Annotated in this window: 23 protein-coding genes; 6 read left to right on the forward strand and 17 right to left on the reverse strand. The window is 61.3% G+C overall.

The features are described from left to right. Window positions 1–87 precede the first annotated feature (87 nt). The 10 genes from RF819_RS19050 to RF819_RS19095 form a co-directional block, all read right to left on the reverse strand. Window positions 88–708: a TetR/AcrR family transcriptional regulator gene (locus tag RF819_RS19050; RefSeq protein ID WP_078366413.1), complete on the reverse strand. Its 621-nt coding sequence runs from the start codon at window positions 706–708 to the stop codon at window positions 88–90. 103 nt (window positions 709–811) lie between these two features. Beyond that, the gene (locus tag RF819_RS19055) at window positions 812–1,795 is read right to left on the reverse strand and encodes a CapA family protein (RefSeq protein ID WP_078367071.1); all 984 of its coding nucleotides are present in this window, start codon (window positions 1,793–1,795) and stop codon (window positions 812–814) included. 11 nt (window positions 1,796–1,806) lie between these two features. Further along, complete coding sequence (locus RF819_RS19060) at window positions 1,807–2,220, reverse strand: hypothetical protein (protein WP_242473278.1); 414 nt, start codon at window positions 2,218–2,220, stop codon at window positions 1,807–1,809. 94 nt (window positions 2,221–2,314) lie between these two features. After that, window positions 2,315–2,875 carry a restriction endonuclease gene (locus RF819_RS19065; RefSeq protein WP_078367072.1) on the reverse strand — a complete coding sequence of 187 codons (561 nt, stop codon included), beginning with the start codon at window positions 2,873–2,875 and terminating at the stop codon, window positions 2,315–2,317. 79 nt (window positions 2,876–2,954) lie between these two features. Further along, entirely contained in the window at window positions 2,955–3,785 is an 831-nt protein-coding gene (locus RF819_RS19070; protein WP_078366415.1) for an urease accessory protein UreD, read from the reverse strand. Then, window positions 3,782–4,285, reverse strand: a complete 504-nt coding sequence (locus RF819_RS19075) for a nucleoside deaminase (RefSeq protein ID WP_078367073.1) — start codon at window positions 4,283–4,285, stop codon at window positions 3,782–3,784. The genes RF819_RS19070 and RF819_RS19075 overlap by 4 nt, the downstream gene beginning before the upstream one ends. 14 nt (window positions 4,286–4,299) lie before the next feature. After that, the gene (locus RF819_RS19080; RefSeq protein WP_078366416.1) at window positions 4,300–5,067 is read right to left on the reverse strand and encodes an ABC transporter permease; all 768 of its coding nucleotides are present in this window, start codon (window positions 5,065–5,067) and stop codon (window positions 4,300–4,302) included. A 54-nt stretch (window positions 5,068–5,121) separates the two neighbouring features. Continuing rightward, the gene (locus RF819_RS19085; protein WP_078366417.1) at window positions 5,122–5,949 is read right to left on the reverse strand and encodes an ABC transporter ATP-binding protein; all 828 of its coding nucleotides are present in this window, start codon (window positions 5,947–5,949) and stop codon (window positions 5,122–5,124) included. 156 nt (window positions 5,950–6,105) lie between these two features. Then, window positions 6,106–7,134, reverse strand: coding sequence for an ABC transporter substrate-binding protein (locus tag RF819_RS19090; RefSeq protein ID WP_078366418.1), 1,029 nt, complete (start codon window positions 7,132–7,134; stop codon window positions 6,106–6,108). A 200-nt stretch (window positions 7,135–7,334) separates the two neighbouring features. Then, entirely contained in the window at window positions 7,335–8,798 is a 1,464-nt protein-coding gene (locus RF819_RS19095) for an aminotransferase-like domain-containing protein (protein WP_078366419.1), read from the reverse strand. Window positions 8,799–8,936: 138 nt separating this feature from the next. On the opposite strand from RF819_RS19095, the gene RF819_RS19100 reads away from it, so the two are divergent. After that, window positions 8,937–9,263 carry a DUF2917 domain-containing protein gene (locus RF819_RS19100; RefSeq protein WP_078366420.1) on the forward strand — a complete coding sequence of 109 codons (327 nt, stop codon included), beginning with the start codon at window positions 8,937–8,939 and terminating at the stop codon, window positions 9,261–9,263. Between the two features lie 62 nt (window positions 9,264–9,325). Then, window positions 9,326–9,850: a GNAT family N-acetyltransferase gene (locus tag RF819_RS19105; RefSeq protein ID WP_078366421.1), complete on the forward strand. Its 525-nt coding sequence runs from the start codon at window positions 9,326–9,328 to the stop codon at window positions 9,848–9,850. On the opposite strand, the gene RF819_RS19110 is transcribed toward RF819_RS19105, so the two are convergent. Both RF819_RS19110 and RF819_RS19115 read right to left on the reverse strand, forming a co-directional pair. Beyond that, window positions 9,816–10,688, reverse strand: a complete 873-nt coding sequence (locus RF819_RS19110; RefSeq protein ID WP_078366422.1) for a pirin family protein — start codon at window positions 10,686–10,688, stop codon at window positions 9,816–9,818. The two genes, RF819_RS19105 and RF819_RS19110, sit on opposite strands and share 35 nt — an antisense overlap. Window positions 10,689–10,758: 70 nt before the next feature. Continuing rightward, window positions 10,759–11,358, reverse strand: a complete 600-nt coding sequence (locus tag RF819_RS19115) for an FMN-dependent NADH-azoreductase (protein ID WP_078366423.1) — start codon at window positions 11,356–11,358, stop codon at window positions 10,759–10,761. Window positions 11,359–11,455: 97 nt separating this feature from the next. Here RF819_RS19115 and RF819_RS19120 point away from each other — a divergent pair, with 97 nt between their 5' ends. Then, window positions 11,456–12,388 carry a LysR family transcriptional regulator gene (locus RF819_RS19120; protein ID WP_242473280.1) on the forward strand — a complete coding sequence of 311 codons (933 nt, stop codon included), beginning with the start codon at window positions 11,456–11,458 and terminating at the stop codon, window positions 12,386–12,388. A 57-nt stretch (window positions 12,389–12,445) separates the two neighbouring features. Next, window positions 12,446–13,402, forward strand: coding sequence for a tRNA modification radical SAM protein MnmL/YtqA (gene mnmL, locus RF819_RS19125; protein WP_078366424.1), 957 nt, complete (start codon window positions 12,446–12,448; stop codon window positions 13,400–13,402). Between the two features lie 60 nt (window positions 13,403–13,462). Here the strand turns inward: mnmL and RF819_RS19130 are convergent, their stop codons facing one another. Further along, entirely contained in the window at window positions 13,463–14,119 is a 657-nt protein-coding gene (locus RF819_RS19130; RefSeq protein ID WP_078366425.1) for a YitT family protein, read from the reverse strand. A gap of 114 nt (window positions 14,120–14,233) precedes the next feature. On the opposite strand from RF819_RS19130, the gene RF819_RS19135 reads away from it, so the two are divergent. Next, a complete protein-coding gene (locus RF819_RS19135; RefSeq protein WP_078366426.1) occupies window positions 14,234–14,731 on the forward strand; it encodes an Lrp/AsnC family transcriptional regulator in 498 nt (165 codons plus the stop codon). A 109-nt stretch (window positions 14,732–14,840) separates the two neighbouring features. Here RF819_RS19135 and RF819_RS19140 read toward each other — a convergent pair whose 3' ends face one another. From RF819_RS19140 to RF819_RS19155, 4 genes are all read right to left on the reverse strand, one after another. Next, a complete protein-coding gene (locus tag RF819_RS19140; protein ID WP_078367075.1) occupies window positions 14,841–15,839 on the reverse strand; it encodes a threonine aldolase family protein in 999 nt (332 codons plus the stop codon). A gap of 203 nt (window positions 15,840–16,042) precedes the next feature. Further along, on the reverse strand, window positions 16,043–17,662 hold the full coding sequence (locus RF819_RS19145) for a methyl-accepting chemotaxis protein (protein ID WP_078366427.1): 1,620 nt from the start codon (window positions 17,660–17,662) through the stop codon (window positions 16,043–16,045). A 233-nt stretch (window positions 17,663–17,895) separates the two neighbouring features. Then, window positions 17,896–19,392 (reverse strand): diguanylate cyclase domain-containing protein, encoded by a 1,497-nt coding sequence (locus RF819_RS19150; protein ID WP_143541771.1) that lies wholly within the window; start codon window positions 19,390–19,392, stop codon window positions 17,896–17,898. Window positions 19,393–19,667: 275 nt separating this feature from the next. After that, window positions 19,668–21,242 (reverse strand): diguanylate cyclase domain-containing protein, encoded by a 1,575-nt coding sequence (locus RF819_RS19155; RefSeq protein ID WP_078366429.1) that lies wholly within the window; start codon window positions 21,240–21,242, stop codon window positions 19,668–19,670. 216 nt (window positions 21,243–21,458) lie between these two features. On the opposite strand from RF819_RS19155, the gene RF819_RS19160 reads away from it, so the two are divergent. Continuing rightward, on the forward strand, window positions 21,459–22,544 hold the full coding sequence (locus RF819_RS19160) for an SGNH/GDSL hydrolase family protein (RefSeq protein ID WP_078366430.1): 1,086 nt from the start codon (window positions 21,459–21,461) through the stop codon (window positions 22,542–22,544). Window positions 22,545–22,552: the final 8 nt, after the last annotated feature.

Below are 22,552 nucleotides of genomic sequence, written 5' to 3' on the forward strand. Positions count from 1 at the left end.
GGGTGAATGAAGGAAGGTGAAGCAATAAATACAGTAGACCGGTCGACTATAAAGTGGGCAAAAAAAAGCGACTGTGTGGTGTGCCTCTTAACGGGCAGTTGAACCCAACACTTGTTCCGTTGCCATCAAGGCGTGTTCAAAAGGGGATGCATCACGGCGCAATTTGGCCAGCAGGCTGGCGCCCAGCCACAGCTCATAAAGCGTCAGGGCGGTATTGGCCGCATCCAGGGACAAGGCCACAGAACCATCGGCGCGCGCGTCTTCCAGGCACTGGGCAATTCGGCTGACCACACGGTCGGTCCCACCCCGCAAGGTCAGGCGCATGGCTTCGGAAATATCGGCCACCTCGGCACTGAGTTTGACAATCAGGCACTTGCTACCCGCAGCAACAGCATCGCAGCTGTCCGCGCCGATGTCGCATTGGCTGACGTTCCAATAAGACCAGTAGGTCATCAAGCGTTGCCGTGCTGGTGTGCCATCAGGCTTGAACAAGTTATCCAACCGGGCCAGATACGTGTCGATGTAACGGGTCAGCAAGACCTCGCCGAAACGCTCCTTGGAGCTGAAGTAATGGTAGAACGAGCCCTTGGGGATACCGGCCGCGCTCAATATCTCGGACAATCCGACGCCCACAAAACCCTTGTGCGCAATCAAACGCTCACCACAATCCAGGATGTGGTCTTTGGTGCTGTTGGATTCGGTTGCCATGTCGCAAGTGTAGCACAAGTAGACCAGTCGTCTAGTTAATTAATGTCTGCAACTTTTTGGGGTAACACCATGTTGATGCCACCCCCATGACCATGGCATCACCTCAATCGACTGGCACGCACATTGACACCCCAGCCTGACCGCGTTGCCAGCACGGGCTGGCGCTGTGGTGGTCCAGCGTGGGGATGCCGTCCATGCTGATGTTGGCCACCCGGGTGTCAAGCGCTGTGACACCCTGCTTGTCGAGCAACAAGCGCAGCACCCAGCCTTGGCGCTGGCGGGCGTTGTCGGTTTCTTTCATGACAAAGTTGCCCACGCTGTAGATGATGGGTTTGCCCCGGTAGTGTTCAATCTCCTGCGTCACATGCGGGTGTCCGCCAATCACCGCATCCGCGCCCGCCTCAATCATCAGACGAGCCAGCTGGCGCTGGCGCGGGTTGGACGTCAGCTCGTTCTCCCAACCCCAGTGCATCACCGGGATCACCAGATCGGCTTTGTAAGTTGTGCGCGCCTTTTGGATGTCGGCCACGACTTGCTCGTCCTCGCTCCAGGCCACACCGGGGGCGTTGTGGTCAGCCTCGAAACTGCGCGGCATGAATTCGCTGTACCCCAGCAAGGCAATACGCAGCCCCTTGCGCTCAAAAATCAGCGGTGTGTGCGCCTCGGCCAGGTTGTGGCCGCCGCCAAACTGACCCAACTGCACGCCTTTCAACAGCCCCAGCATCTCGGCAAAAGCCTCTCGCCCAAAGTCACCCGAATGGTTGTTGGCCAGCGCCACCGCGTCAAAGTGGCGTTTGAGCACCGGCAAGACACGCGGGTGCGCCCGGAAGGTGTAGTTCTTGTCACCCGCCGAGCCCGTGGTGGCCACCACACATTCCAGATTGCCCAGGCGGATGTCAGCCGCCTTGAAAACACCGGCAAAGTCGGCAAACGGATCACCGCCTTGCGCAATCAGCTCACCAGCGCTGTCGTCCAAAACAATGTCACCAGCAAATACCAGGCTCACCGGTGCGCTGGTGTCCGCAGCAAACCCGACCGAACAGGCCAGCAGCAAAGCCGCTGCCACGGCACGGCGGCAATTGGACATCACAACCCGGCTCATGGCTGGACCCCCTGCAAAGTGCAGCTGTAGATCAACTCACGCTCGACCGGGCCCGCGTACAGATGGTGGGTGCCTGTGAGTGGGTAAGCGGTCTCACCCGTCTGAAACGGCGGCAGATGGATGGCCTCGTGGATCAGCAGCGGCTGTTGGCGGGTGTCCAGGTAGGCGTAGAGCTTGACGTAGTCCACCCGGCTGCCCTGCCCCACCATCACCGGCTTGAACCAGAAACGCCCGCCAATGTCGACGGCAGGCACCGGGTAGGGGTCGGTCACCGGTGTCGCCTCCAGCACATGGGCGCTGCCCGCGTAGGTGACCTCGCAGCGCAGCAGCGGTGTCGCCCAGGCGGTGGCGCCAAACACCAGAGCGGCCATCAGGGCAAGGTGGGTTCTCAAGGGAAAAGGGAGGTGCATGGGGTGCGTTCTCGGGGAATCCAGGGTATCGGATCAAATGGGCCAAACGCTGCCTGTGCAGGCAGCATCAAGGCCCTGGCATCGACCACACGGCTCAGACATGGTTCAGGATCAGGCCAGCCAGCGTCTGACCAGACACCAGCGTGACGCCATGCTCTTTGGCAAAGGACTGTGCCTGCGCAGACACCTCCCCCAGGCTGATGTAGACGCAGATATCAACGTCCTGGCTGCGCCCGGTTGCCAGCAGTTCGCGCAAGGGTTCAACCCCATGTGCGGCGGCTTTCCAGCGTTTGGCACTGACCAGAATGGTGCGGCCCGAGAACGTCAGCTTGAAGTCTGCCGCCGAACCGGGCAGTGGGGTCACCGCATAACCCTGGTGTTCATAGGCCCGCTGCAGCAGCGCTGAGAACTCACGCCAGGGCATCGCCCCTGCGCGTTCCAGCGCCTGTGCCACACGCTTCGAGTTGGGTCCCTGCCCCTGTTGCCACGCGCGGTACAAACCAATGCCCAGAAAAGGCAAGGCTGCCAGCATCCCGAACGGACGGTATTGGGCGGGCAACAGCGCACCACTGGCCAGCACAATCACCAGCACCACCAACATGCTGGCCCACCAGGGCGAGCGCAGCAGAACGGCGTACAAGGAGTTGGAGGACATTTTCCATTTCATGACGGTACCCGGGATCTTTCAAGGAGAAAAAAGGCTGCAGTGTAGAGGGGTCGGGCAGGTTCAGACTTCAGGTCGACCAGATGCGTGGGCTCACCGCAGGCAGCTGCCAGAAATGGGCACGCCAGGCCACCCATACCTGGCGCAGCAGCAACATGGCGGGCTCCACCAGCGGCGACAACACCCGCAGCACCATCACCTGCGGGTTCGGGCAGCTCACACCCGCGCTGGCGTGCAGCGCATGGGCGTCAAGCAGGCTGCGTGCGAGCTCCAGCCCAGCCTCACGGCGATGGCGCTCCAGCGGACTGCCACTCACAAAAAACAGCGAGGCCATACACCGGTGGCCAGCCAGCCCCAGCGGGCCATCCATCAACCGTTTGTCTGTCGCATCGATACGGCCTCGCTCCAGCCAAACACCCGGCACCTCGATATGCTGCAAAAAACTGCCCAACTCAAACGGCAAGGCGGCGCTGGGCAGGCCAAAGGCGGTCACATCCCAGCCCATGAACTCAGCCTGGGGCGCCAGGTTCAACGTCAGGCGGTTTTCGGCACGGCACTGGTTGTAGGCCAATGCTTCCAACGGCAGCCACTCCAAGCGGGCCTGGTCCTGCAGGTCAATCCGTGTGCGCTGCAGCGCCAGCTCACCGGCAGAGCGGTAAAAACGGGTGGCGCCCGGTGTGGTGAGCAGGCCGTGGGCCTTGCCACTGGCGGCCACCGTCATGTCCAGCGTGTCACCACCCACCAAGCCACCGGGTGGGTGCACCAACACGTTGTGGCAAATGCCATCACCTTCCGGGTACAGGCTTTGCAAGATACGTAGCGGGCCATTGTGGCTGTGCCGCGCCACCGTGCGCTCTTGCTCTGAGGTGTAGCGGATGTCGAGTTGGGCGTGCCAGGTCATGGCGCCAGTTTAGGCGGAGCCACCTGGGCAGCCGTCCAGAAACTGCTGTGCAGGGCGGCAATTTCTGCCTCGACCTCAGGCACCGGGCCAATCACGCGAATCGTTTTTTGCCCGGCGGCAAACACCGTGCGGCACGGCAAATCGAGCGTCGGGTTCTCGGCATGGTTGCCAGTCAGGCCCAGCAGGCGGCGCTCGGTCAGCCCAAACACCAGCTTGCCAATGTTCGCCCAGTACTGGGTACCGGCACACATGGCGCAGGGCTCCACGGTGGTCACCAGGGTGCAGTCCCCTAAAAAATCAGGAGCATACTGCCCAGCAGCTATGCGGGCCAGCACCGATTCTGCGTGATTGACCGTGTCGACATTGCCTTGTTCCAGCAGCACCGTCTCCAGGTCAGGCGCGACCAGAATCGCACCAAACGGGTGGTGTCCTTGGTTCATGGCTTGCCGCGCTACCTCGTTGGCGCGCCGCAGGTGGCGGTTGACTTGGTCCGGGCTCATCTGTTGCGCCACGCTCAATGCCCCTGCGAGCCGCGATGTGCCCAGCCGGTGGTGTGTTTTTCGATGACGCTGAACAGCTCGTACATCACCATCGCCATCGCACCCACCACCACCAGCCCGGCAAAAGCCAGCCCCATCTGCATGGACGACCCGGCCGAAATCAGCAGGTAACCAATGCCTTCGTTGGCAGCGGTCATCTCACTGACCGTGGTGCCCACAAACGCCAGCGTGATCGCCACCTTGAGAGAGCCATAAAAATACGGCATGGATCGCGGCAGGCCCACCTTGATCAACACGTCCCAGCGTTTGGCACCCAGCACCCGCAGCACATCTTCCAGCTCAGGCTCCAGCGTCGCCAAGCCGGTGGCGATGTTGACCATGATCGGGAAAAAGCTGATCAAAAACGCGGTCAGGATCGCCGGGCCGACCCCGATGCCAAACCAGACCACCAGAATCGGCACAAACGCGGCTTTGGGCAAGGCATTAAACGCCGTCATCAGCGGGTAAACCGCCGCATAAGCCAGGCGCGAGCTGCCGATCACAAAACCCAGCAACACCCCCACCACAATGGCCAAACCAAAACCCACCATCGTCACCCAAAAGGTGCGCCAAGCGTGGCCAGCGATGACATCACGAAACTCCCAGAACTGCGTCCAGATGCGCCACGGGCTCGGAAAAATGAACTCGGACACGGCAAATGCCGAGCACAACACCTGCCACAACACAAGCACCGCGGTCAGCAGCAGCCAGGGCGACCAGATTTCCATTTGTCTTTTGTTCATAGGGTCACCAGAAGGGTTGGGGGCCAATGTCAGTATTGGGGTCTGTTCTGAGCGTCATGGCACAACGGATGCACCAGTTTGGCGCACAGCACCTATGTGGCCACGCAGTTCGTGCACGATGTCGCCAAATTCCTGGGTGTAGGTGATCTCCAGGTCACGCGGGCGCGGCAAGTCAATCTCCCGGCGCACCACAAACCGGCCCGGGCTTTTGCTCATCACATACACCGTGTCGGCCAGGAACACACTCTCGCGCAGGTCATGGGTGACCAGGATCACGTTGAACTTCTGCTCGGTCCACAAGTCGCGCAAGATGCACCACAACTCTTCCCGCGTAAACGCATCAAGCGCACCAAAAGGCTCATCGAGCAGCAGCATCTTGGGCTCGTGGATCAGCGCACGGCAGATGCTGGCGCGCTGCTGCATGCCGCCCGAGAGCTGCCAAGGGAACTTGTCTTCGTACCCTCCCAGACCGACTTTTTGCAGCAGTTGGCGCGCACGTTCCTCGTATTCCTTGCGTTTGGCTTTGAAGTGGCTGCGGTAGGGTTCCACAATTTCAAGCGGCAGCAGCACGTTGTCCACCGTGGTACGCCAGGGCAACAGGCTGGGCGCCTGAAACGCCATGCCGCTGATCTTGAGTGGCCCGGTCACCGGCTGCTGGTCGATCAAAATTTTGCCCATGGAGGGCATCTTCAAGCCAGTGGCCAGCTTCATGAAGGTGGATTTGCCACAGCCCGACGGCCCGACGATGGCGATGAACTCACCCTGGCGCACCTTGAGGTCAATCGCCTCCACGGCAAACTGGTTTTCCACCAGCAACTCATGGTTGTAGGCCAGCCAGACGTCTGAAAAATCGACAAACCAGGGGGATGGCTCTTTGTGCATGTTGATATAAGAAATAGGCCTCCAGCCCTTTTAATATAAGGGATATCAGCTATTGAATTTGAGTAACACCACCAGCCAGGTCTTGGCCTGCCTGCACCTGGACACACAGTCAGACCGGCCCAGCGACTAGCGCTGCGCCGACCCGTCGCTCAGCACTTATTTCTTGGGCAACACGTCCAGCACGGCCTTGGTCGGCAAAAAGCTGCCGTTCCAGACCTGTTCGGGGTTCACGCGAGTCTTGGTGTTAAAGGCGTCCGACACTTGGCTGGCCATCAAACTCAAGCGTGGGCCGTTGACCTGGCCAAACCCTTCAGCACGGGCGTTGGGGCTGTTGATCACGGTGTCAATCGCGAGTTTGAGGCGGCGGGTTTCCAGCTCCACATTCACGATGCCGTCACGCGCTTTCACATCCGCAATGGCTGCTGCGGGGTTGGTGATCACGTCCTTGGCGCCCTTGGCAAATGCAGCCAGAAAGGCTTTGATCGCGGCCGGGTTGTCCTTGATCATCTTGGGCGAAACGATGATGGCATTGCCATAGAGCTTGACACCAAAATCGGGGTACGGCAGCACCGTCACATCAGCGGCCTTGACACCCCGTGCTTCCAGGTTCAACAGGGAGGTGAAGGTGAAGCCGGTGATGGCATCCACATCACCGCGCACCAGCATGGTTTCGCGCAGCGGCGGGTCCATCGCGGTCCAGGCCACATTGGTCACGGCGTTGGCCTTGGCAAAAATCGGGAAGGCACGGCGGCCCGCGTCAAACACCGGGGCGCCGAGTTTTTTGCCACTCAGGTCAGCCGGGGTTTTGATGCCGGATTTTTTGAGCGCCATCACCGAGGCCGGTGTGTCGTTGTAGACCATCATCACCGCCACCGGCTTGTTGGGTGCGTCGGGGTTGTTGGCGTGGAACTCCATCAGCGCGGCCAAATCGGCAAACCCCATGTCGTACGCACCCGAGGCCACACGGGTCACCGTGCCACCCGAGCCGTTGCCGGCGTCAATCGTCACATCCAGCCCGGCGGCCTTGAAATAGCCTTTGGCAGCGGGGGTCACAAAAAAGGCCGCAGGGCCTTCAAAACGCCAATCGAGCTGGAACTTGATCGGGGTGGTTTGGGCCTGGGCCAGGCCCAGCACCGAGGTGGCAGCCAGGGCAAGAGTCGTTTGGAGAAAAAAGCGTTTGGGCATGGGGACCTCGTGAAGACAGAAGTTGAGCTTCATCAAGATAGCAATATCGGTGCCAGCCGGGCCTGAAACGCGGCATCAGCGCAGCCAGCCCGGTCCCTGCCTTGCAAAAGCTAGTGTTTACATAGCTACATCCCCTTTCCAATTAAGGGCTAGAGGCCAAAAATGCATAAAACCCCAGCAACCCGATCCGGGCGAAAAGCCTAGCGCCGCAGCTGGTTCAGCGTTGTCTCCAGCCACTTCAACACCGCCGGGTTCTGGCTGGTGGCGATGTTCATGCGCATGAAGGTGCTGGGGCTTTGTTGCGGTGAAAACAGCGCGCCCGGCGCCAGCAGGTAACCCGCCTCCAGCGCCAGCGCGGCCAGCGCGATGGTGTCCACCCCGGTGTCAAACCAGCCATGAAAACCGGCCTGCGGTCGACAATAAGGTGTCAGACCAAGTGACTCCAGCCGGGCAAAGGTCGGCTCGCGTAACTCGTCGAGCGCCGCATGCACACGCTGGCAGTGTTTGCGGTAGCTGCCTTCGGTGAGTGCCCGGTGCACGATGCGTTCGTTGATCTCGGGGGTGGCCAGTGAGGTCAACAGCTTCTGGTTACCCAGGGTTTCGGCAATCTCGGCCGAAGCGGCCAGATAACCCACGCGCACATTGGGCACCAGCATCTTGGAAAAACTGCCCAGGTAAATCACCCGCTTGAGCTGATCCAGGCTGGCCAGCCGCGCTGTCGGAATGCCGCTGGGCAAAAAGTCGGCGTAAATGTCGTCTTCCACCACAATCAGGTCATGGGCCTCGGCCACACGCAGGATCTGGTAGGCCGCCGCAGGCGTCAGCAGCAGGCCGGTCGGGTTGTGCAACACGGTGTTGAGCAGCAACATCTTGGGCTGGCAACTGGCCGCCAACTCGGCCAGCGCGGCCACGTCTGGCCCCTGCGGGGTGTAGGGCAGGCTGACCAGGTTGACCCCCATCATCGAGAGCGTGCCCAGCTGCGCCGACCAGGCCGGGTTGCCCACAATCACGCTGTCACCAGGGCGCAGGAACTTGCGCGCAATCAGGTCCACCGCCTGGGTCGCGCCCGAGGTGGTCAGGATCTGTGCCGGGCTGGCAGATATCTCCAGCTCGGCCAGGCGCCGCACGATCTGCTCACGCAATGGCGCGTAGCCCTGCGCCAGCGCCGCGTGTGACAGCTGCAAACCCGCCGTGGCCGCCACCGAACGCAGGCCACCTTTGATCAGCTCACCGCCACACAAATCGGGTGGCAGGTAACCAAAACCGGGCGCCTTGTCGGCGGCAATGCCACTTTGCATGTTGCGGACCAGCCAGCCCATGTCGATGGGCTGGACCCGCGCCGGGGTGGCCCGGGCCCGTTTGGGGCTGGCCGCTTGCTCTGGCTCACGCACAAAAAAGCCCGCACCCCGGCGCGCCTGCAGCCGCCCACGCGCCACCAACCGCTCATAAGCCTCGACCACGGTGAATCGCGAGACACCCCGCTCTGTCGCCAGCTGGCGCACCGAGGGCATGCGCATACCAGGGCGAAACACCTGCTGGCTCATGCGCAACTCGGCCCACTGCACGAGTTGGTCCACCAGCGTGCCCTGCCCGCTCAAGGCGCTGGCGGGATCAGATGACTTGAGGTGTTGCGAGCTGGCCGGATCTGGGGACGTGGTGTTCATGGCCTTGGATTGTATTGGTCAAAAAACCGGGCCAGTTATCTTAACTATCTTGGTCACTGTACTGGTACTGTACAGGTGCAACACCTACAGTGTGGATACCCGTTTTTCCGATGAACCCTCGCCTGCAAGGAGCACAACATGCAACAGATCGAACACTATGAATTGGCTCAGCAACGCGTTGTTGGCCTGACATTGCGTGCGGGCTGCACGCTGCGTGTGGACCACGGGCGGCTGTGGCTGACGCAGCCCGGTCAACACCAAGACATCTGGCTGCAGGCTGGCGAGAGCTGGACACAAGCCACCACCGGACTGGTGTGGCTCAGCGCCGAACCCAGTGCGAAGTTTGAGCTGGTCCATCTGCTGCAGCCCTGGCCAGCGCTGGCACATCTGCGTGCTTGGCTCCCAAGCTGGGTGCGCCGCCGGGCTTGGCCCCGGCAAACCATCCAGGTTTGCCAGTCATCTTAAAAAACATAGCTGTCAGCCCTTGATGTGCTTGGGCCAGAGGCCTAAATAATCCAGAGAATGCCATGAACATCCGTGCCGCCAGCCCCCAAGACGCCAGCACCCTCGCCTGGCTGATCAGCGCCGCCAACCGCGATGTGGCCACACAGTTTGGTTTGACTGTGGAGAACTGCCCCAAACACCCGTCGTTCTGCAGCGCAGACTGGGTGTTGGCGGGCATGGCGCGGGGAGAGTGCTACTTTTTGGCCGAGGACAGCACCGGCCCCATCGGCTGCGTGGCCTTTGAGCCCGCAGGCGCGGGGCTGGCCTATCTGAACCGCCTGTCGGTGTTACCCGCCCAGCAGCGCCAAGGTGTGGGGGCGCAGCTGGTGCAACATGTGTTGCAGGTGGCCAGCGCCGCCGCTTGCCAGCGCGTGAGCATCGGGGTGATTGCTCAGCACATCGCGCTGCAACATTGGTATGGCCAGCTTGGTTTTGTGACTGCCGAGACAAAACACTTTGCACACCTGCCGTTTTCGGTGACCTACATGCACTGCCTGGTGCCACCCCCTTGCGTTACTCGCCGAAACGCCCGTCGCGCATGTCGCTGAGCGCCTGGTAGATCTCCTGCTGGGTGTTCATCACAAACGGGCCGTACTGGGCAATCGGTTCACCGAGTGGCTGCCCGGCGATCAACAGCACCTTGGCATCGGCAGACGCTTCGATCACCACGCCATCGGCTTCCGGGCTGTTGGCCAGCAAGGCCATACGTTGCACCGGTACCGTCTGCCCGGCGATGCTCACCTCGCCCCGGTACACATACACAAAAGCGTTGTGACTAGCAGGCACCACCTGCTCAAAGCGCGATCCGGCAGGCAGATGGATGTCCAGATACAGCGGCGCGGTGGTCTCACGTGTCACCGCACCACCCACACCGTGGCTGTCACCGGCAATCACCGTCACGGCCACACCTTGTTCGGTGGTGAGCTTGGGCAGGTCAGCCGCCTTGAAGTCGCGGTACCACGGGGCCATCATCTTGTCGCGTGCGGGCAGGTTCAGCCAGAGCTGAAATCCTTCCATCACACCGTCTTCCTGCTGCGGGATCTCGGAGTGGATCACGCCGCGCCCGGCGGTCATCCACTGCACACCACCGTTTTCGAGCAGGCCTTCGTGGCCCGCGCTGTCGCGGTGGCGCATGCGCCCGGCAATCATGTAGGTGATGGTCTCAAAACCGCGGTGCGGGTGATCCGGAAAACCGGCAATGTAGTCGTCGGGCTGGTCACTGCCAAAGGCGTCAAGCATCAAGAACGGGTCCAGTCGGCGCTGCAGGTTTTGTGTCAGCACCCGTGTGAGTTTGACGCCCGCGCCGTCCGAGGTGGCCTGCCCGGCCACCAGACGCTCCACGCTGCGCGGATGGGCAACGGTGGTGGTGTGTACTGTGGTGTTCATGGCGTTATCCTTTCATTGATAGCAAGAGGCCCTTGTTTCATAAGGGCTAGAGCCGAATTTTGTTTATGACTCAGGCCAGTGCGGCCTGCAGGTCGGCCTCAGCCTTGGCAAAACCTTTATCGCTGGCCTCAGGGCCCATGGCCAAACCTTCGGCATAGATGAAGTGCACATCGGTCAGGCCCAGGAAACCCAGCACCGACTTCAGGTACGGCACCTGGGAATCGTTGGCCGTGTCACGGTACAGGCCGCCACGGGCCAGCGCCACATAGACCTTTTTACCGGTGAGCAGGCCTTCAGGGCCGTTGGCCGTGTAGCGGAAGGTCACACCCGCGCGGGCAATCGCGTCAATCCAGCTCTTGAGCTGCACCGGCACGCCAAAGTTGTACATCGGCACACCGAGCACGATGGTGTCGTGCGCCTGGATTTCGGCGATCAGCGCATCGTCCAGCGCCACACGGGCGGCCTGCTCGGGTGTGCGTTGCTCGGCCGGGGTGAACAGTGCACCCAGCGCGGCTTCGTCCAGCACCGGGTGGGGTGTCACCGCCAGGTCGCGCAGCGTCAGGGTGGCGCCGGGGTTGGCCACATGCAGGCGGGCCACGATGCTGTTGGCGACACGGGTGGAGTTGGCGCCTTCGCGGCGGGCACTGGCGTTGATTTGCAGAATGTTCATGAAAGGCTCCTTGGCTGAGGTAAGTTGGGGGCGATGGGTGTACTGTATTTGTTACCAATCTCACTGAGAAGACCTCAAACTGGATAACATTGTTGTCATGATGGAACAATCAAGCCCCCACATCGACCCCAACGACCTGCTGGTATTTGCCCGTGTGGCCGACCTGGGCAGCTTCAGCAAAGCTGCCGAGCGCCTGGGCTGGCCCAAATCGACCGTGTCGCGGCGCATCTCGGCCCTGGAGACCCAGCTCGGTGAACGCCTGCTGTTGCGCACCACCCGGCGCCAGACGGTGACCGAGTTTGGCCAGCAGCTGCTGGACCACGCACGCCAGGTGGCGCTGGAGGTGGACGCGGTGGTGGCCCTGCGTGAACAGCGCCAGGCCCTGCCGAGCGGGCGGTTGCGGGTCTCGATGCCGAGTGACTTTGCCAACCTGCTGCTGGCCGACACCCTGGCTGCGTTTGTGGCCATGCACCCGGGCATCTCGCTGGAGCTGGACTTGTCACCGCGCCGGGTTGACCTGCTCGGTGAGGGGTTTGATGTGGCGGTGCGTATTGGCTCGTTACCTGACGACAACCTGCTGGCAGCGCGGCGGCTGGCGGTGTTTTCCAGCGGCCTGTACGCCGCACCAGCGTATCTGGCCGAACACGGTGACCCCCAGACCCCAGCCGAGCTGACCCAGCATGACGCGGTGCGCCTGCTGGGTGGCAATGGCGAGCCAGTCCCCTGGACACTGACCCGTGGTGAGGAGCGCTGGCAGGCGGTGCCACCCGGGCGCGCCACCGCCAATGCGCCCGAACTGCTGATCCGCCTGGCGCGTGCCGGTGTTGGCATTGCGGCGGTGCCGGACTATTTTGCGCTGCCCGATGTGCGGCGGGGTGAATTGCGCCGTGTCTTGCCCGACTGGGTGTTGCCCAGCCCGGTGGCCTGGGCGGTGTTTCCGGGGCGCAAACTCATGCCCGCCAAAACCCGTGTCTTCATCGACATGTTGCAGACCGCGCTGGGTGGCAGCGACAGCGCCTTGGCCGAATGAACATTTGCATGAGGCATACTGCGCCCCCGCCGCAACCCGGCCTGGAACCCTGAGCCCATGACCTTAGACACCCCCTGCCCGTTTGGTGAACGCCGTTACAACGCCTGGAACGAACACGTCAAAACCCGTTACGGCGGGCGCGTGCAAAAGGTCTCGGTGCAGGCCGGTTTCACCTGCCCAAACCGCGACGGCCTGCTGGGCAAAGGGGGCTGCACCTTCTGCAACAACGACGGCTTCACCCCGGGTTACCTCGACACCCAGCAAACCATCACCGAGCAGATCAGCGCCGGGCTCAATTTCCTGCGGCGGCGTTACCCCAACACCCAGCGCTACATGGCGTATTTCCAGAGCTACAGCAACACCTACGGCGAGTTCGAACGCCTGCGTGCCTGTTATGACGAGGCACTGGCCCACCCCGATATCAGCGGCCTGGCCATCGGCACCCGGCCCGACTGCCTGCCCGATGTGGTGCTGGACTACCTGGCCGAGCTGTCACGCCACCACATCATTGAGCTGGAGATCGGCATCGAATCGTGCAATGACGCGGTGCTGGCGCGCGTCAACCGCGGCCATGACTTTGCCTGCAGTGTGGATGCGATCCAGCGCGCCGCAGCACGCGGGCTGGAAGTGACCGCGCACCTGTTGTTAGGCCTGCCCGGTGAGTCGGTGGACAGCATGCTCGACGGTGCACGGCAACTCTCAAACCTGCCGATCCACGCGCTCAAATTACATCAGTTGCAGGTGGTGCGTGGCACCTTGCTGGCGCGGGACTGGCGGCGTGACCCCGAGTCGGTGCCGCTGCTGGGGGAAGATGAATGCATCGGCTTGCTGGCCGACTTCATCGAGCGGCTGGCACCGCACATCCTCTTGCAACGTGTGGGAAGCGAGGTACCGCCTTCGCAAAAACTCGCGCCCGAGTGGAATGTGCGCCTGTCTGAGCTGGCGCCCCGCATCTCTGCCGAACTGACCAAGCGCGGCAGCTGGCAGGGTTGCCGTTACCAGCCGACTCATTAAAAACAATAGCTGCAAGCCCTTTCATTCAAAGGGCTAGAGGCAATTTTTATCTACAAACTCTCACAGCGCCACATAGCGCTCTTTGCGGTGGTTGGTGGCCAGGGTCTGGTTCAGCATAAAAGCGCCCAGCACCGACAGCGCCACATGTTGCCAATCCACCACCGCAAACGAGCACAACAAAATCACCCCGTCCATGGCCATCTGCACCCGACCGGCGCGCCAGCCAAAGTGGTCCTGCAGGTAGAGGGCCAGCAGGTTGAAACCGCCCAGGCTGGCGCGGTGGCGAAACAGGATCAGGATGCTCACCCCCATCAGCAACCCCCCCATGACTGCGGTGAACACCGGTGACAAGGTGTCAAAACTGACCACCCGGGGCAGCAGCGTCACGATCACCGACAGCAGGCCCACCGACAAGGCGGTCTTGAGGGTAAACGCCCGGCCCATGCGCTGCCAGGCCAGCACGTAAAACGGCACGTTCACCACAAACATCACCAGCCCGAAGCTCCAGCCGGTGGCGTAGTGGATCAAAAACGCCACCCCGGCCGTGCCGCCGGTGAGCAGGCCGGTGTGGCTGAACATCAGCACCGCAAACGACATGAACAGGGTGGCGGTCAACAGCGCCTGCACATCTTCACGGGTGCTGTGGCGCAGCGCTTCCAAGGCCTCGGGGCTCAGGGTCGCGGGAGGGACAGCAGGTGTGGGGGCGGACGGTGGCATGGTCGTTGGCGGGAAAGCGCCTGGCAATGGGCAAGGCAGGCATGGTAGGCGCATAACGGCGCAACAGGTTTGCATATTGATGCACTCAATCACACCCAAGTGCATAATTTGTGCATGAAAACTCAAATCAATGACGATTCACTGCTCGACAAATACGATGTGGCCTTGTTGAGTGCCTTGCAGCAAGACGCCAGCGCCACCCACCAGCAGCTCGGCGAGCTGGTGCATTTGTCACCCTCACAGGTCAGTCGACGCATCACCCGGCTGCAGGCCAGCGGCATCATCCGGCGCACCGTGGCGCTGCTGGACCCAGCGCGTATCGGCCTGGGTGTGCGCGCCATCAGTTATGTGACGCTGGCGCGCCACGGTGAAGACGAGGGCGCCGCCTTTGAGCAGGAAATCGCTGCCTTCCCCGAGGTGCTGGAGTGTTTTGCAGTGACCGGTGAGTCCGACTACATCCTGCAGATCGTGGCGGCCAGCTTGAACGACCTGTCCGAATCGGTGTTACGACGCCTGACCCGCATCAAGGTGGTCAACAACATCCGCTCCAACATCGTGCTGCAAAGCATCAAAAGCAGCACCGAGCTGCCGCTGGGGCAGGTGGGGCGCTGAACCTTTGTGCCGGGCGACTTGCTACATGGATTGAAGCGGCTCAGGCTTGTTGTACATGGGCTTGCGGCATAAAAGGCCAACAAGTACCAAGCCGGGTCAGCGTGGTTGCCTAGCCCGCCATCACCGCGCGCATGTCAGCCAGCAAGGCCTCCACCGATTCGGGGGCGGTGTCCCAGGCACACATGAAACGGCAACCGCCACCCGCGATGAACTGGTAGAACTTCCAGCCTTTGGCTTGCAGGGCTGCCACCGCCTCTGGCGGCAACTGCGCAAACACGCCGTTGGCTTGCGGCGGGTGCAAAGTGGTGACACCGGCAATCGACAACATGCCGGTGTAGAGTTTCTGCGCCATGGCATTGGCGTGGCGGGCATTGTGCAACCAGACGTCGTTTTCCAGCAGACCGACCCAGGGCGCAGAGATGAAGCGCATCTTGGAGGCGAGTTGTCCCGCCTGTTTCACGCGCCAGGCAAAGTCTTCAGAGAGTTTGCGGTCAAAAAACACCACCGCCTCCCCCACCGGCAAGCCGTTTTTGGTGCCACCAAAACACAACACATCCACACCGGCGCGCCAGGTGATGTCGGCCGGTGAACAACCCAGGTGAGCCACCGCATTGGCAAAGCGGGCGCCGTCCATGTGCACCCGCAGGTTGTGTTTCTGCGCCATCCAGGAAATGGCACGCACCTCATCGAGGCTGTAGACGGTGCCCATTTCGGTCGCCTGGGTGATGGAGACCACCTGCGGACGTGGGTAATGGATGTCGCTGCGTTTGGTCACCAGGGTGTGGATGGCCTCTGGCGTGAGTTTGCCCAGTTGCGCTGCGGGCGATTGGTTCTCGCCCACCAGCAGTTTGGAGCCGTTGGAGAAAAACTCCGGCCCGCCACACTCATCGGTTTCGATGTGCGCCACCGGGCTGCAGATGACCGAGTGGTAACTCTGGCACAGGGACGCCAGCGCCAGGGAGTTGGCGGCGGTGCCGTTGAAGACGTAGTAGACGTCGCATTCGATGTCAAACAGCTGGCGCAGCATATCGGTGGAGCGCTGGGTCCAGCGGTCATCACCATAAGCGGGTTCGTGGCCGCTGGCATTGGCTTCACCGAGCCAGTGCATGGCCTGAGGGCAGGCGCCTGCGTAGTTGTCACTGGCAAATTGTTGTCGGGCCACACGCTGGGTCGCGGCGGCATGGATGTTCGGGACTGTCACAAAAACATGGCCTTTCTGCCGGCAGCGTCGCCCAAAACCTGTTTGACCGCCACCCTGGCGAAGGCAGACGATAGCAGAACCGCATGCTGCCCTGCCGCAGGGCCGCGCGCTCAGTTGAGCATCATTTGTTTGCCCTGGCGCCGCAGCGACACCGCATCGGCCTGCTCCAAGGTGGCCTCCCCTGCGCGCAAGCGGAACAAACGCAGGGAACTGCGCACAGACTGCACCTGCTGCGACAGCGAACTGGCGGTGGCGGCCAGCTCCTCGACCATGGCGGCATTCTGCTGGGTGATGGTGTCCATCTGCACGATGGCTTCGTTGATCTGGGAAATACCCAAGGTCTGCGCCGCCGAGGCGCGGGTGATTTCATTGAGCACCGTGTTGACCTTGTCCACAGACTCCTGGGCACTGAGCATTCGGGTGAGGGCCAGTTGGGTCTGTTCACTGCCCACACTCACACGCGCGGTGGATTGGGTGATGAGCTGCTTGATGTCTTTGGCAGCCGCCGTGGTGCGCTGGGCCAGCGCCCGAACCTCCGAGGCCACCACCGCAAACCCGCGCCCCTGGTCTCCCGCACGGGCTGCCTCCACCGCCGCATTGAGGGCCAGGATGTTGGTCTGAAAGGCCACCCCCTCAATCAGCTGCATGATGTCGGTGATGCGCCGGGAAGACTCGGAGATATCCTGCATGGACTGGGCGACCGATGCCACGGCCTGGTTGCTGCGTGAGGTGACCTCACTGGTCTCCTGCGCGATGTCAGCACCCTGTTTGGCCGAGGCCGCACTCAGCTGGGCGGTGCTGTTGATCTGCTCCATGGACGCAGCGGTTTCCTCCAGGCTGGCGGCCTGCGACTCGGTGCGGGCGGAGAGGTCATGGTTGCCTGCGGCAATTTCCTGGACCGAGGTGCTGAGGCTGTCAATTTCATCCCGCACATCACTCACAACGGTGCGCAGGTTCACCGACATTTGCATCAAGGCCTGCTGCAAGTTGCGAAATACACCGCTGCCCCGCACAGCCACCTTGTGGGAGAGGTCGCCAGCGGCCAGCTGGTTGGCATCGCCCAACACATCGGACAACGGGCGGATGGTCATGTACCAATTGGTCCACACCAACAGTGCCGCTGCCAGGCCGGCCAGGGGCAACAAGGCCATCCAGCTCAGCCCGCTGGCCGCCGCCAATACCAGCAAGGCCATCAGCGCCACTTGCATCAGCGCGAGCCTGGCCACCAGGCCGGGATTCATCAGACGCAACAAACGGCCGACCACATCTGTTCGGACCACCTGCCCCCGGTGCAACCGCAGGGTCTGTTTGCCCGCCTTGGCTTGTGCCTGCATGCGGGCGTACAACTCTTCGGCGGTCTTGACAGACTCGGGCGAGGGCAAGGTCCGCACCGACAGGTAACCGGTGATCTGCTCACCATCCATCATTGGGGTCGCGTTTGCACGCACCCAGTAGTAGTCGCCATTTTTGCGCCGGTTCTTGACCAGACCACTCCAGGGTTGCTTGGCCTGGATGGTTTCCCACATGTCGCGAAACGCTTCCGCCGGCATGTCGGGGTGGCGCACCAGATTGTGGGGTTGCCCCAGCAGCTCGGCGGTGGCGTAACCACTGACCTCCACAAACGCGCTGTTGCAATACACGATGCGACCCTTGAGGTCGGTGACCGACACCAGGGTCTGGTTAGCTGGAAAGACATATTCCTGCTGGGAAACAGGCAAATTTTCACGCATGTACTGGCTCCTGATTCGAAAACTTCGGAAAACCAACGCGGTATCTTGTTGTTATGACTGAACTTGCTTCAGCCCCAGACAGCACGTTGTCAAGGTCGTGCTGCCGGGTGTGTAACCCCCGGTTACAAGCGGACTGTATCGCAGACTACGTCAAAGTGTTGCCCGGGTACAGCTGTGATTACCCTCTAGTGCTCAAAAAAACCACCCACCACCAGGTGTTGGTCCACGCGGGTTCAGGCCTGATGGACCTGGTTGCGCCCCTGCGCCTTGGCATGGTACAGCGCAGCATCGGCACGGCGGTAGAGCGTGGTGGTGGTGTCTGCTGCACTGACGGCGGCCACACCCAGGCTCATGGTCATCACCCCCAAGGGAAGGTTGCCGCAGTGTGTGATGCCCATGCCTTGAAAGCTGGCACGGATCTGCTCAGCAACAGCACCCGCCTGCTCTGCTGTCACCCCGAGCAACAACACACCAAATTCCTCACCGCCCAGGCGCGCAGGCAAGTCGAGCTCACGGCGCAAACAGCTGCGCAAACACTGGGCCACTCTTTGCAGGGCCTCGTCACCCGCCGGATGGCCATAACTGTCGTTGTATTTCTTGAAGTAGTCCACATCCATGAGGATCAGCGCCGCGGGTACCTGTTGCCGGGCATGCTGCGCCAGCATGTGTTCCAGGCGCTCATTAAAAGCGCGCCGGTTGGGCAGACCGGTCAGGACATCGGTCTGCGACAGGTTTTTGAGTTCCTGGACCTGATGACGCACCACGGCCACCAGTTCCCGGGTGTAGCGCGCCAGCGCCGCCATTTCGTCATGGCCACTGACGGTGACCTCCCCGGTCCAACGCCTGGAATCCACAATCTGCGCCAGTTCTTCACGCAAGCGGTTGAGTCGGCGCACCACCACCCGATCCAGCAACAGGACCAGCAACACCCCGCAGGTCAGAATCAGGGCGATCACCACCGCCTGGGTGGTGTCATAACTGCTGTTGGCCAACTGCGCGTGCCGACGGGGCCAAGACATGCGTACTTGGGCAATGTCGTTGCCAAACAAGCTGGTGATGGGGTAACGCAATTCAATGTCGTGCTCCTGCGCCAGCACCTGCACCAGCTCTTGGCGAAACACGTTGTCCACCACCAGCGGGGATTTCACAATGAGCGGCGCATTGGGCACATCCACAATGCCAAAACGAATGCCGGTGAGTTCAGACACCTTCTGGATCATCTCCTCGTTGAGCCATTGCCCGATCACCAGAAAACCACGCGGGCTCCCTTTGCCTTCGCTGTTGAGCACCAGGCTGAAACACACCAGTGCCACCCGCGACCTGGCCTTGATGGCACCGCAGCCACTGCCTTGGGGCGACAGACTCGCATACCCAGGGTAGGCATATCCGCGCTGCCGGGTTTCATCGGTCACTGGTGTTTCACCCTGCGCACCAGGCACCTCACTCATCTCCACCACCTTGCCATCCGGATCCAGCAGCAGCAGGAAGTCCACATCGGCCACCGTCAGGGCGTCCACTGTCAACTCGTTGTGGCGGAACTCGGGCGAGCGCCGTCGCAGGTGTTCATACAAGGCGGTCCAGTTGGCCCAGGACTTCAAGGTGCCGTTGACCTCCAGCGTGCGAGCCTGCAAGGTGTTCATCAGGCGGTGCAGTTCGGCCCGCGCCTCAATCTCTTCTTGCTGCGCCGCTTTCTCATGGCTGCCCCAGCGCAGAGCAATCAGGGTCAACAAGGCCAACACCGACAGGATACTGACCAGGTAAAGCGAAATTCTTCTTCTCAGCCCCAATTCAATGACTCCCGTCTGGTGTCTTGTGTGTCAATCCGGACACAAACCAACAATTGTCCATCATGTTGAACAAATGCACAAAGCCCTGCCGGCCAGCTGCAAAAAAGTAGAGCAACCGGCCCTTGATTTACAAGGGCTGGAGGCCCAAGATCTTTGCAAGAACACCTCAGCCTGCGGAGATCTGTGTCTGACGCGGTTCATCCACCCTGCCACGCGGTTCAGGCCAGGTGCACCCGATTGCGGCCCTGGGTTTTGGCTTGGTACAGCGCGTCGTCGGCCCGCTGGTACAAGGTCGTGGCGGTGTCTTGGGGCGTCACCACCGCCACACCCAGGCTCATGGTCATCACCATAAGCGGAGGATTGGCGACGTGCGTCAGGGCCAGCTCCTGCATCGCAAGCCGGATGTGCTGGGCCGCCGCACAGGCCTGCTCAGCGCTCACGCCTTGCAACAACACCCCAAACTCCTCACCCCCCAGCCGCGCCGGCAGGTCCAGCTCACGGCGCAAGGCGCTGCGCAGGCACCGGGCAATAACCTTGAGCGCCTCGTCACCCGCCGGATGGCCATAGGTATCGTTGTATTTCTTGAAATGGTCCACATCCATCAGGATCAGGGCAGCAGACAGCTTCTGCCGGGCATACTGCGCCAGGATGTGCTCCAAGCGCTCATCAAATGCCCGTCGGTTGGGCAGGCCCGTCAGGGCATCGGTTTGTGACAGATCCTCGAGCTCCTGCACCTGCTGGCGCACGATGAGCACCAGTTCATGGGTGTAGCGCGCCAGCGCTGCGAGTTCATCGCCACCGCGAATCGAGACCTCGCCCGCCCACCTTCTGGAATCGACAATGCTTGCCAGTTCCACCCGCAGCAGGTTGAGCCGCCGCACCACCACCCGATCAAGCAGCAACATTAGCAGGGCGCCACTGAGGACGATCAAGGTCAGCACCACCATCTCGGTGATGTCACTGCTGGTGTCCACCATTTGTCTCAACCTGCGAGGCCAACGCATGTGAATTTCGGCAATATCCTGCCCCAGCAAGCCGGTGAGGGGGGATCGCAGCTCAAGCTCCCGCTGGCTGTCATGCTCGATGACCTGCACAGCGTCCTTACGAAACATGTTGCTCGTCATTGCCGCTGCGGTTGCCGGTGGCGGCTCCTTCCGGGCTTGGGTGGGAACATCAACGATGTCGAACATCAGGCCTGTCACTTGGGACACCCGCCTGATGGTGTCTTCGTTGACCCATTGACCCAATGCAATGTAACCACGGGCATGCCCTTGGCCCTGACTGTTGAAGATCGGACCGAAACACACCATTGCCACCTGCGTCCTGGCCTTGATCGCACCACAGCCACTGGCGCCCTGCGACGACTTGACATAGGCGGAAAAATACACCGATTGCCTGATCATTTCTTCAGTCGCGGGCAAGTCTCCGCCAACACCTGGCACCTCGGTCATGCCAATCACATGCCCGGACAAATCCAGCAATGTCAGAAAGTCCACACCCGCCTCCGCCAGTTCCACCGCACCCAGTTCCTCTTCGAGAAACCGAGATGTGCTGCGGTCCACAACATAGTCGTACAGCTCGGTCCAGTTGGCCCAGGACTTCAACGTCTCCTTGAGTCCAAGCGTGCTCAACTGAAAGGTGGCCGTCAGCCGGTCAAAGTCATCGCGCGCCTCCGCCTCGTCAAGCTGGTCGGCTTTTTGATGACCGTGCCAACGCAGCGTCACCAGGGTCAACACCGCCAAAATGGACAGGATGCCAACCAGATACAGCGATATCCGCCTTCGTAGCCCCATGTCAGTTGCTCCTGTTATACCTGTATGGCCTTGCTCTGTGGACAAGTTTGAGAATTGTCCCCCATATCAGACGAACGCAATGCGTCAAATACTGGGCCAACCGGCTAGCGCTTGTCTGGATTGACACGGGGGGTGCGTTGATTGAACATGGCAAAGCAGGTGTGACCGACCGCAAGAACTCACACACTGTCTCAATAATCCATCACAGGAAACAACATGACACGTTCCATTCGCGGGCTGCTGCTGGCCGCTGTACTTTCGCTTATAGCGCCACTGGCGGCCCACGCAGGTTTGCAGGCCCTCAACCAGTTGTTTGTGTTTGGAGATTCACTCTCTGATGGGGGCAATTACGCTGGCCCAGGCGGACCGGGCACCTATCCGCCATCACCCTATGCCTCCACCCGGTACTCCAACGGGCCGACCGCGGTGGAATACCTGTGGCAGGCGTATCACCCTAATGACACCAGTTTCAAGCCTTCTAGCCTTGGTGGCAGCAATTACGCGCTTGGCGGCGCCACCAGCGGCAGCAACAACTTCAACGCCATTAATCCCCAAGTTCCTGCGGCCCTGCGGCAATGGTTTGGGTCGCAAGGCGGGGTCGGCAGCCAGGTCACGACCTTCGCCAACAATTGCGACGGGTGTTTTAACCCAGACCAGTCACTTTTTGTGGTCTGGGCCTTCCCAAACGACGTCTTTTACAACTCGGCGCTGGCGATGGCAGGGATGGCTGCGTTGTCACCCGAAGCCGTGATTACGCAAGGGGTAGCGAACATCAAAAGTGCCATTCAGGACCTGATCAGTGAAGGCGCGACCAACTTCCTGATTCCCAATATGCCCGATCTTGGCAACACGCCTGCCTTTCAAGGCAACAACGGCTTGACCGGCCTGACGCTGGCGTTTAACTACGCCCTGTCAGGCGCCTTGGCGGAACTTGACCAGACCATGAACAACAGCGTGGACATCACGCTGCTGGACAGCTTTGGCACGCTCAATGATGTGATCACCAACAAAGACAAGTACGGCATGAAAAATGTCACCCAGCAGTGTGTGCAACATCTTGGTGATGCGAACAATCCCTGCGACCCCGACAGCTGGCTGTTCTGGGATGGTGTGCACCCCACCAGCGCAGGGCACGCGATTCTGGGCGCCCAATTTGCCGCCGCCATCGATGTGCCGGAGCCCGCCAGCCTGTGGCTGATGACACTGGCCCTGGTGCTGCTGGGCTGGCGCTGGCGGGCACACCAGTTGCGTTTTGGCACGCAAGCCGCTTGGCGGCCGAAATCCCTGCCCGCGCCGGCCTGACACATCAA

Origin of the sequence: Rhodoferax fermentans, assembly GCF_002017865.1 — a bacterium.
In the GTDB taxonomy this organism is placed as follows: Bacteria; Pseudomonadota; Gammaproteobacteria; order Burkholderiales; family Burkholderiaceae_C; genus Rhodoferax; species Rhodoferax fermentans.

Coding starts and splice junctions, on each gene's coding strand:
- RF819_RS19155 (WP_078366429.1), bottom strand. CDS start 21,242: ATGGGGCTACGAAGGCGGATATCGCTGTATCTGGTTGGCATCCTGTCC.
- RF819_RS19075 (WP_078367073.1), bottom strand. CDS start 4,285: ATGAGCCCGGACCAAGTCAACCGCCACCTGCGGCGCGCCAACGAGGTA.
- RF819_RS19110 (WP_078366422.1), bottom strand. CDS start 10,688: ATGAACACCACAGTACACACCACCACCGTTGCCCATCCGCGCAGCGTG.
- RF819_RS19090 (WP_078366418.1), bottom strand. CDS start 7,134: ATGCCCAAACGCTTTTTTCTCCAAACGACTCTTGCCCTGGCTGCCACC.
- RF819_RS19120 (WP_242473280.1), top strand. CDS start 11,456: ATGATGGAACAATCAAGCCCCCACATCGACCCCAACGACCTGCTGGTA.
- RF819_RS19135 (WP_078366426.1), top strand. CDS start 14,234: ATGAAAACTCAAATCAATGACGATTCACTGCTCGACAAATACGATGTG.
- mnmL (WP_078366424.1), top strand. CDS start 12,446: ATGACCTTAGACACCCCCTGCCCGTTTGGTGAACGCCGTTACAACGCC.
- RF819_RS19070 (WP_078366415.1), bottom strand. CDS start 3,785: ATGACCTGGCACGCCCAACTCGACATCCGCTACACCTCAGAGCAAGAG.
- RF819_RS19160 (WP_078366430.1), top strand. CDS start 21,459: ATGACACGTTCCATTCGCGGGCTGCTGCTGGCCGCTGTACTTTCGCTT.
- RF819_RS19060 (WP_242473278.1), bottom strand. CDS start 2,220: ATGCACCTCCCTTTTCCCTTGAGAACCCACCTTGCCCTGATGGCCGCT.
- RF819_RS19130 (WP_078366425.1), bottom strand. CDS start 14,119: ATGCCACCGTCCGCCCCCACACCTGCTGTCCCTCCCGCGACCCTGAGC.
- RF819_RS19050 (WP_078366413.1), bottom strand. CDS start 708: ATGGCAACCGAATCCAACAGCACCAAAGACCACATCCTGGATTGTGGT.
- RF819_RS19140 (WP_078367075.1), bottom strand. CDS start 15,839: ATGCACTGGCTCGGTGAAGCCAATGCCAGCGGCCACGAACCCGCTTAT.
- RF819_RS19145 (WP_078366427.1), bottom strand. CDS start 17,662: ATGCGTGAAAATTTGCCTGTTTCCCAGCAGGAATATGTCTTTCCAGCT.
- RF819_RS19095 (WP_078366419.1), bottom strand. CDS start 8,798: ATGAACACCACGTCCCCAGATCCGGCCAGCTCGCAACACCTCAAGTCA.
- RF819_RS19115 (WP_078366423.1), bottom strand. CDS start 11,358: ATGAACATTCTGCAAATCAACGCCAGTGCCCGCCGCGAAGGCGCCAAC.
- RF819_RS19055 (WP_078367071.1), bottom strand. CDS start 1,795: ATGTCCAATTGCCGCCGTGCCGTGGCAGCGGCTTTGCTGCTGGCCTGT.
- RF819_RS19080 (WP_078366416.1), bottom strand. CDS start 5,067: ATGAACAAAAGACAAATGGAAATCTGGTCGCCCTGGCTGCTGCTGACC.
- RF819_RS19065 (WP_078367072.1), bottom strand. CDS start 2,875: ATGTCCTCCAACTCCTTGTACGCCGTTCTGCTGCGCTCGCCCTGGTGG.
- RF819_RS19105 (WP_078366421.1), top strand. CDS start 9,326: ATGAACATCCGTGCCGCCAGCCCCCAAGACGCCAGCACCCTCGCCTGG.
- RF819_RS19085 (WP_078366417.1), bottom strand. CDS start 5,949: ATGCACAAAGAGCCATCCCCCTGGTTTGTCGATTTTTCAGACGTCTGG.
- RF819_RS19100 (WP_078366420.1), top strand. CDS start 8,937: ATGCAACAGATCGAACACTATGAATTGGCTCAGCAACGCGTTGTTGGC.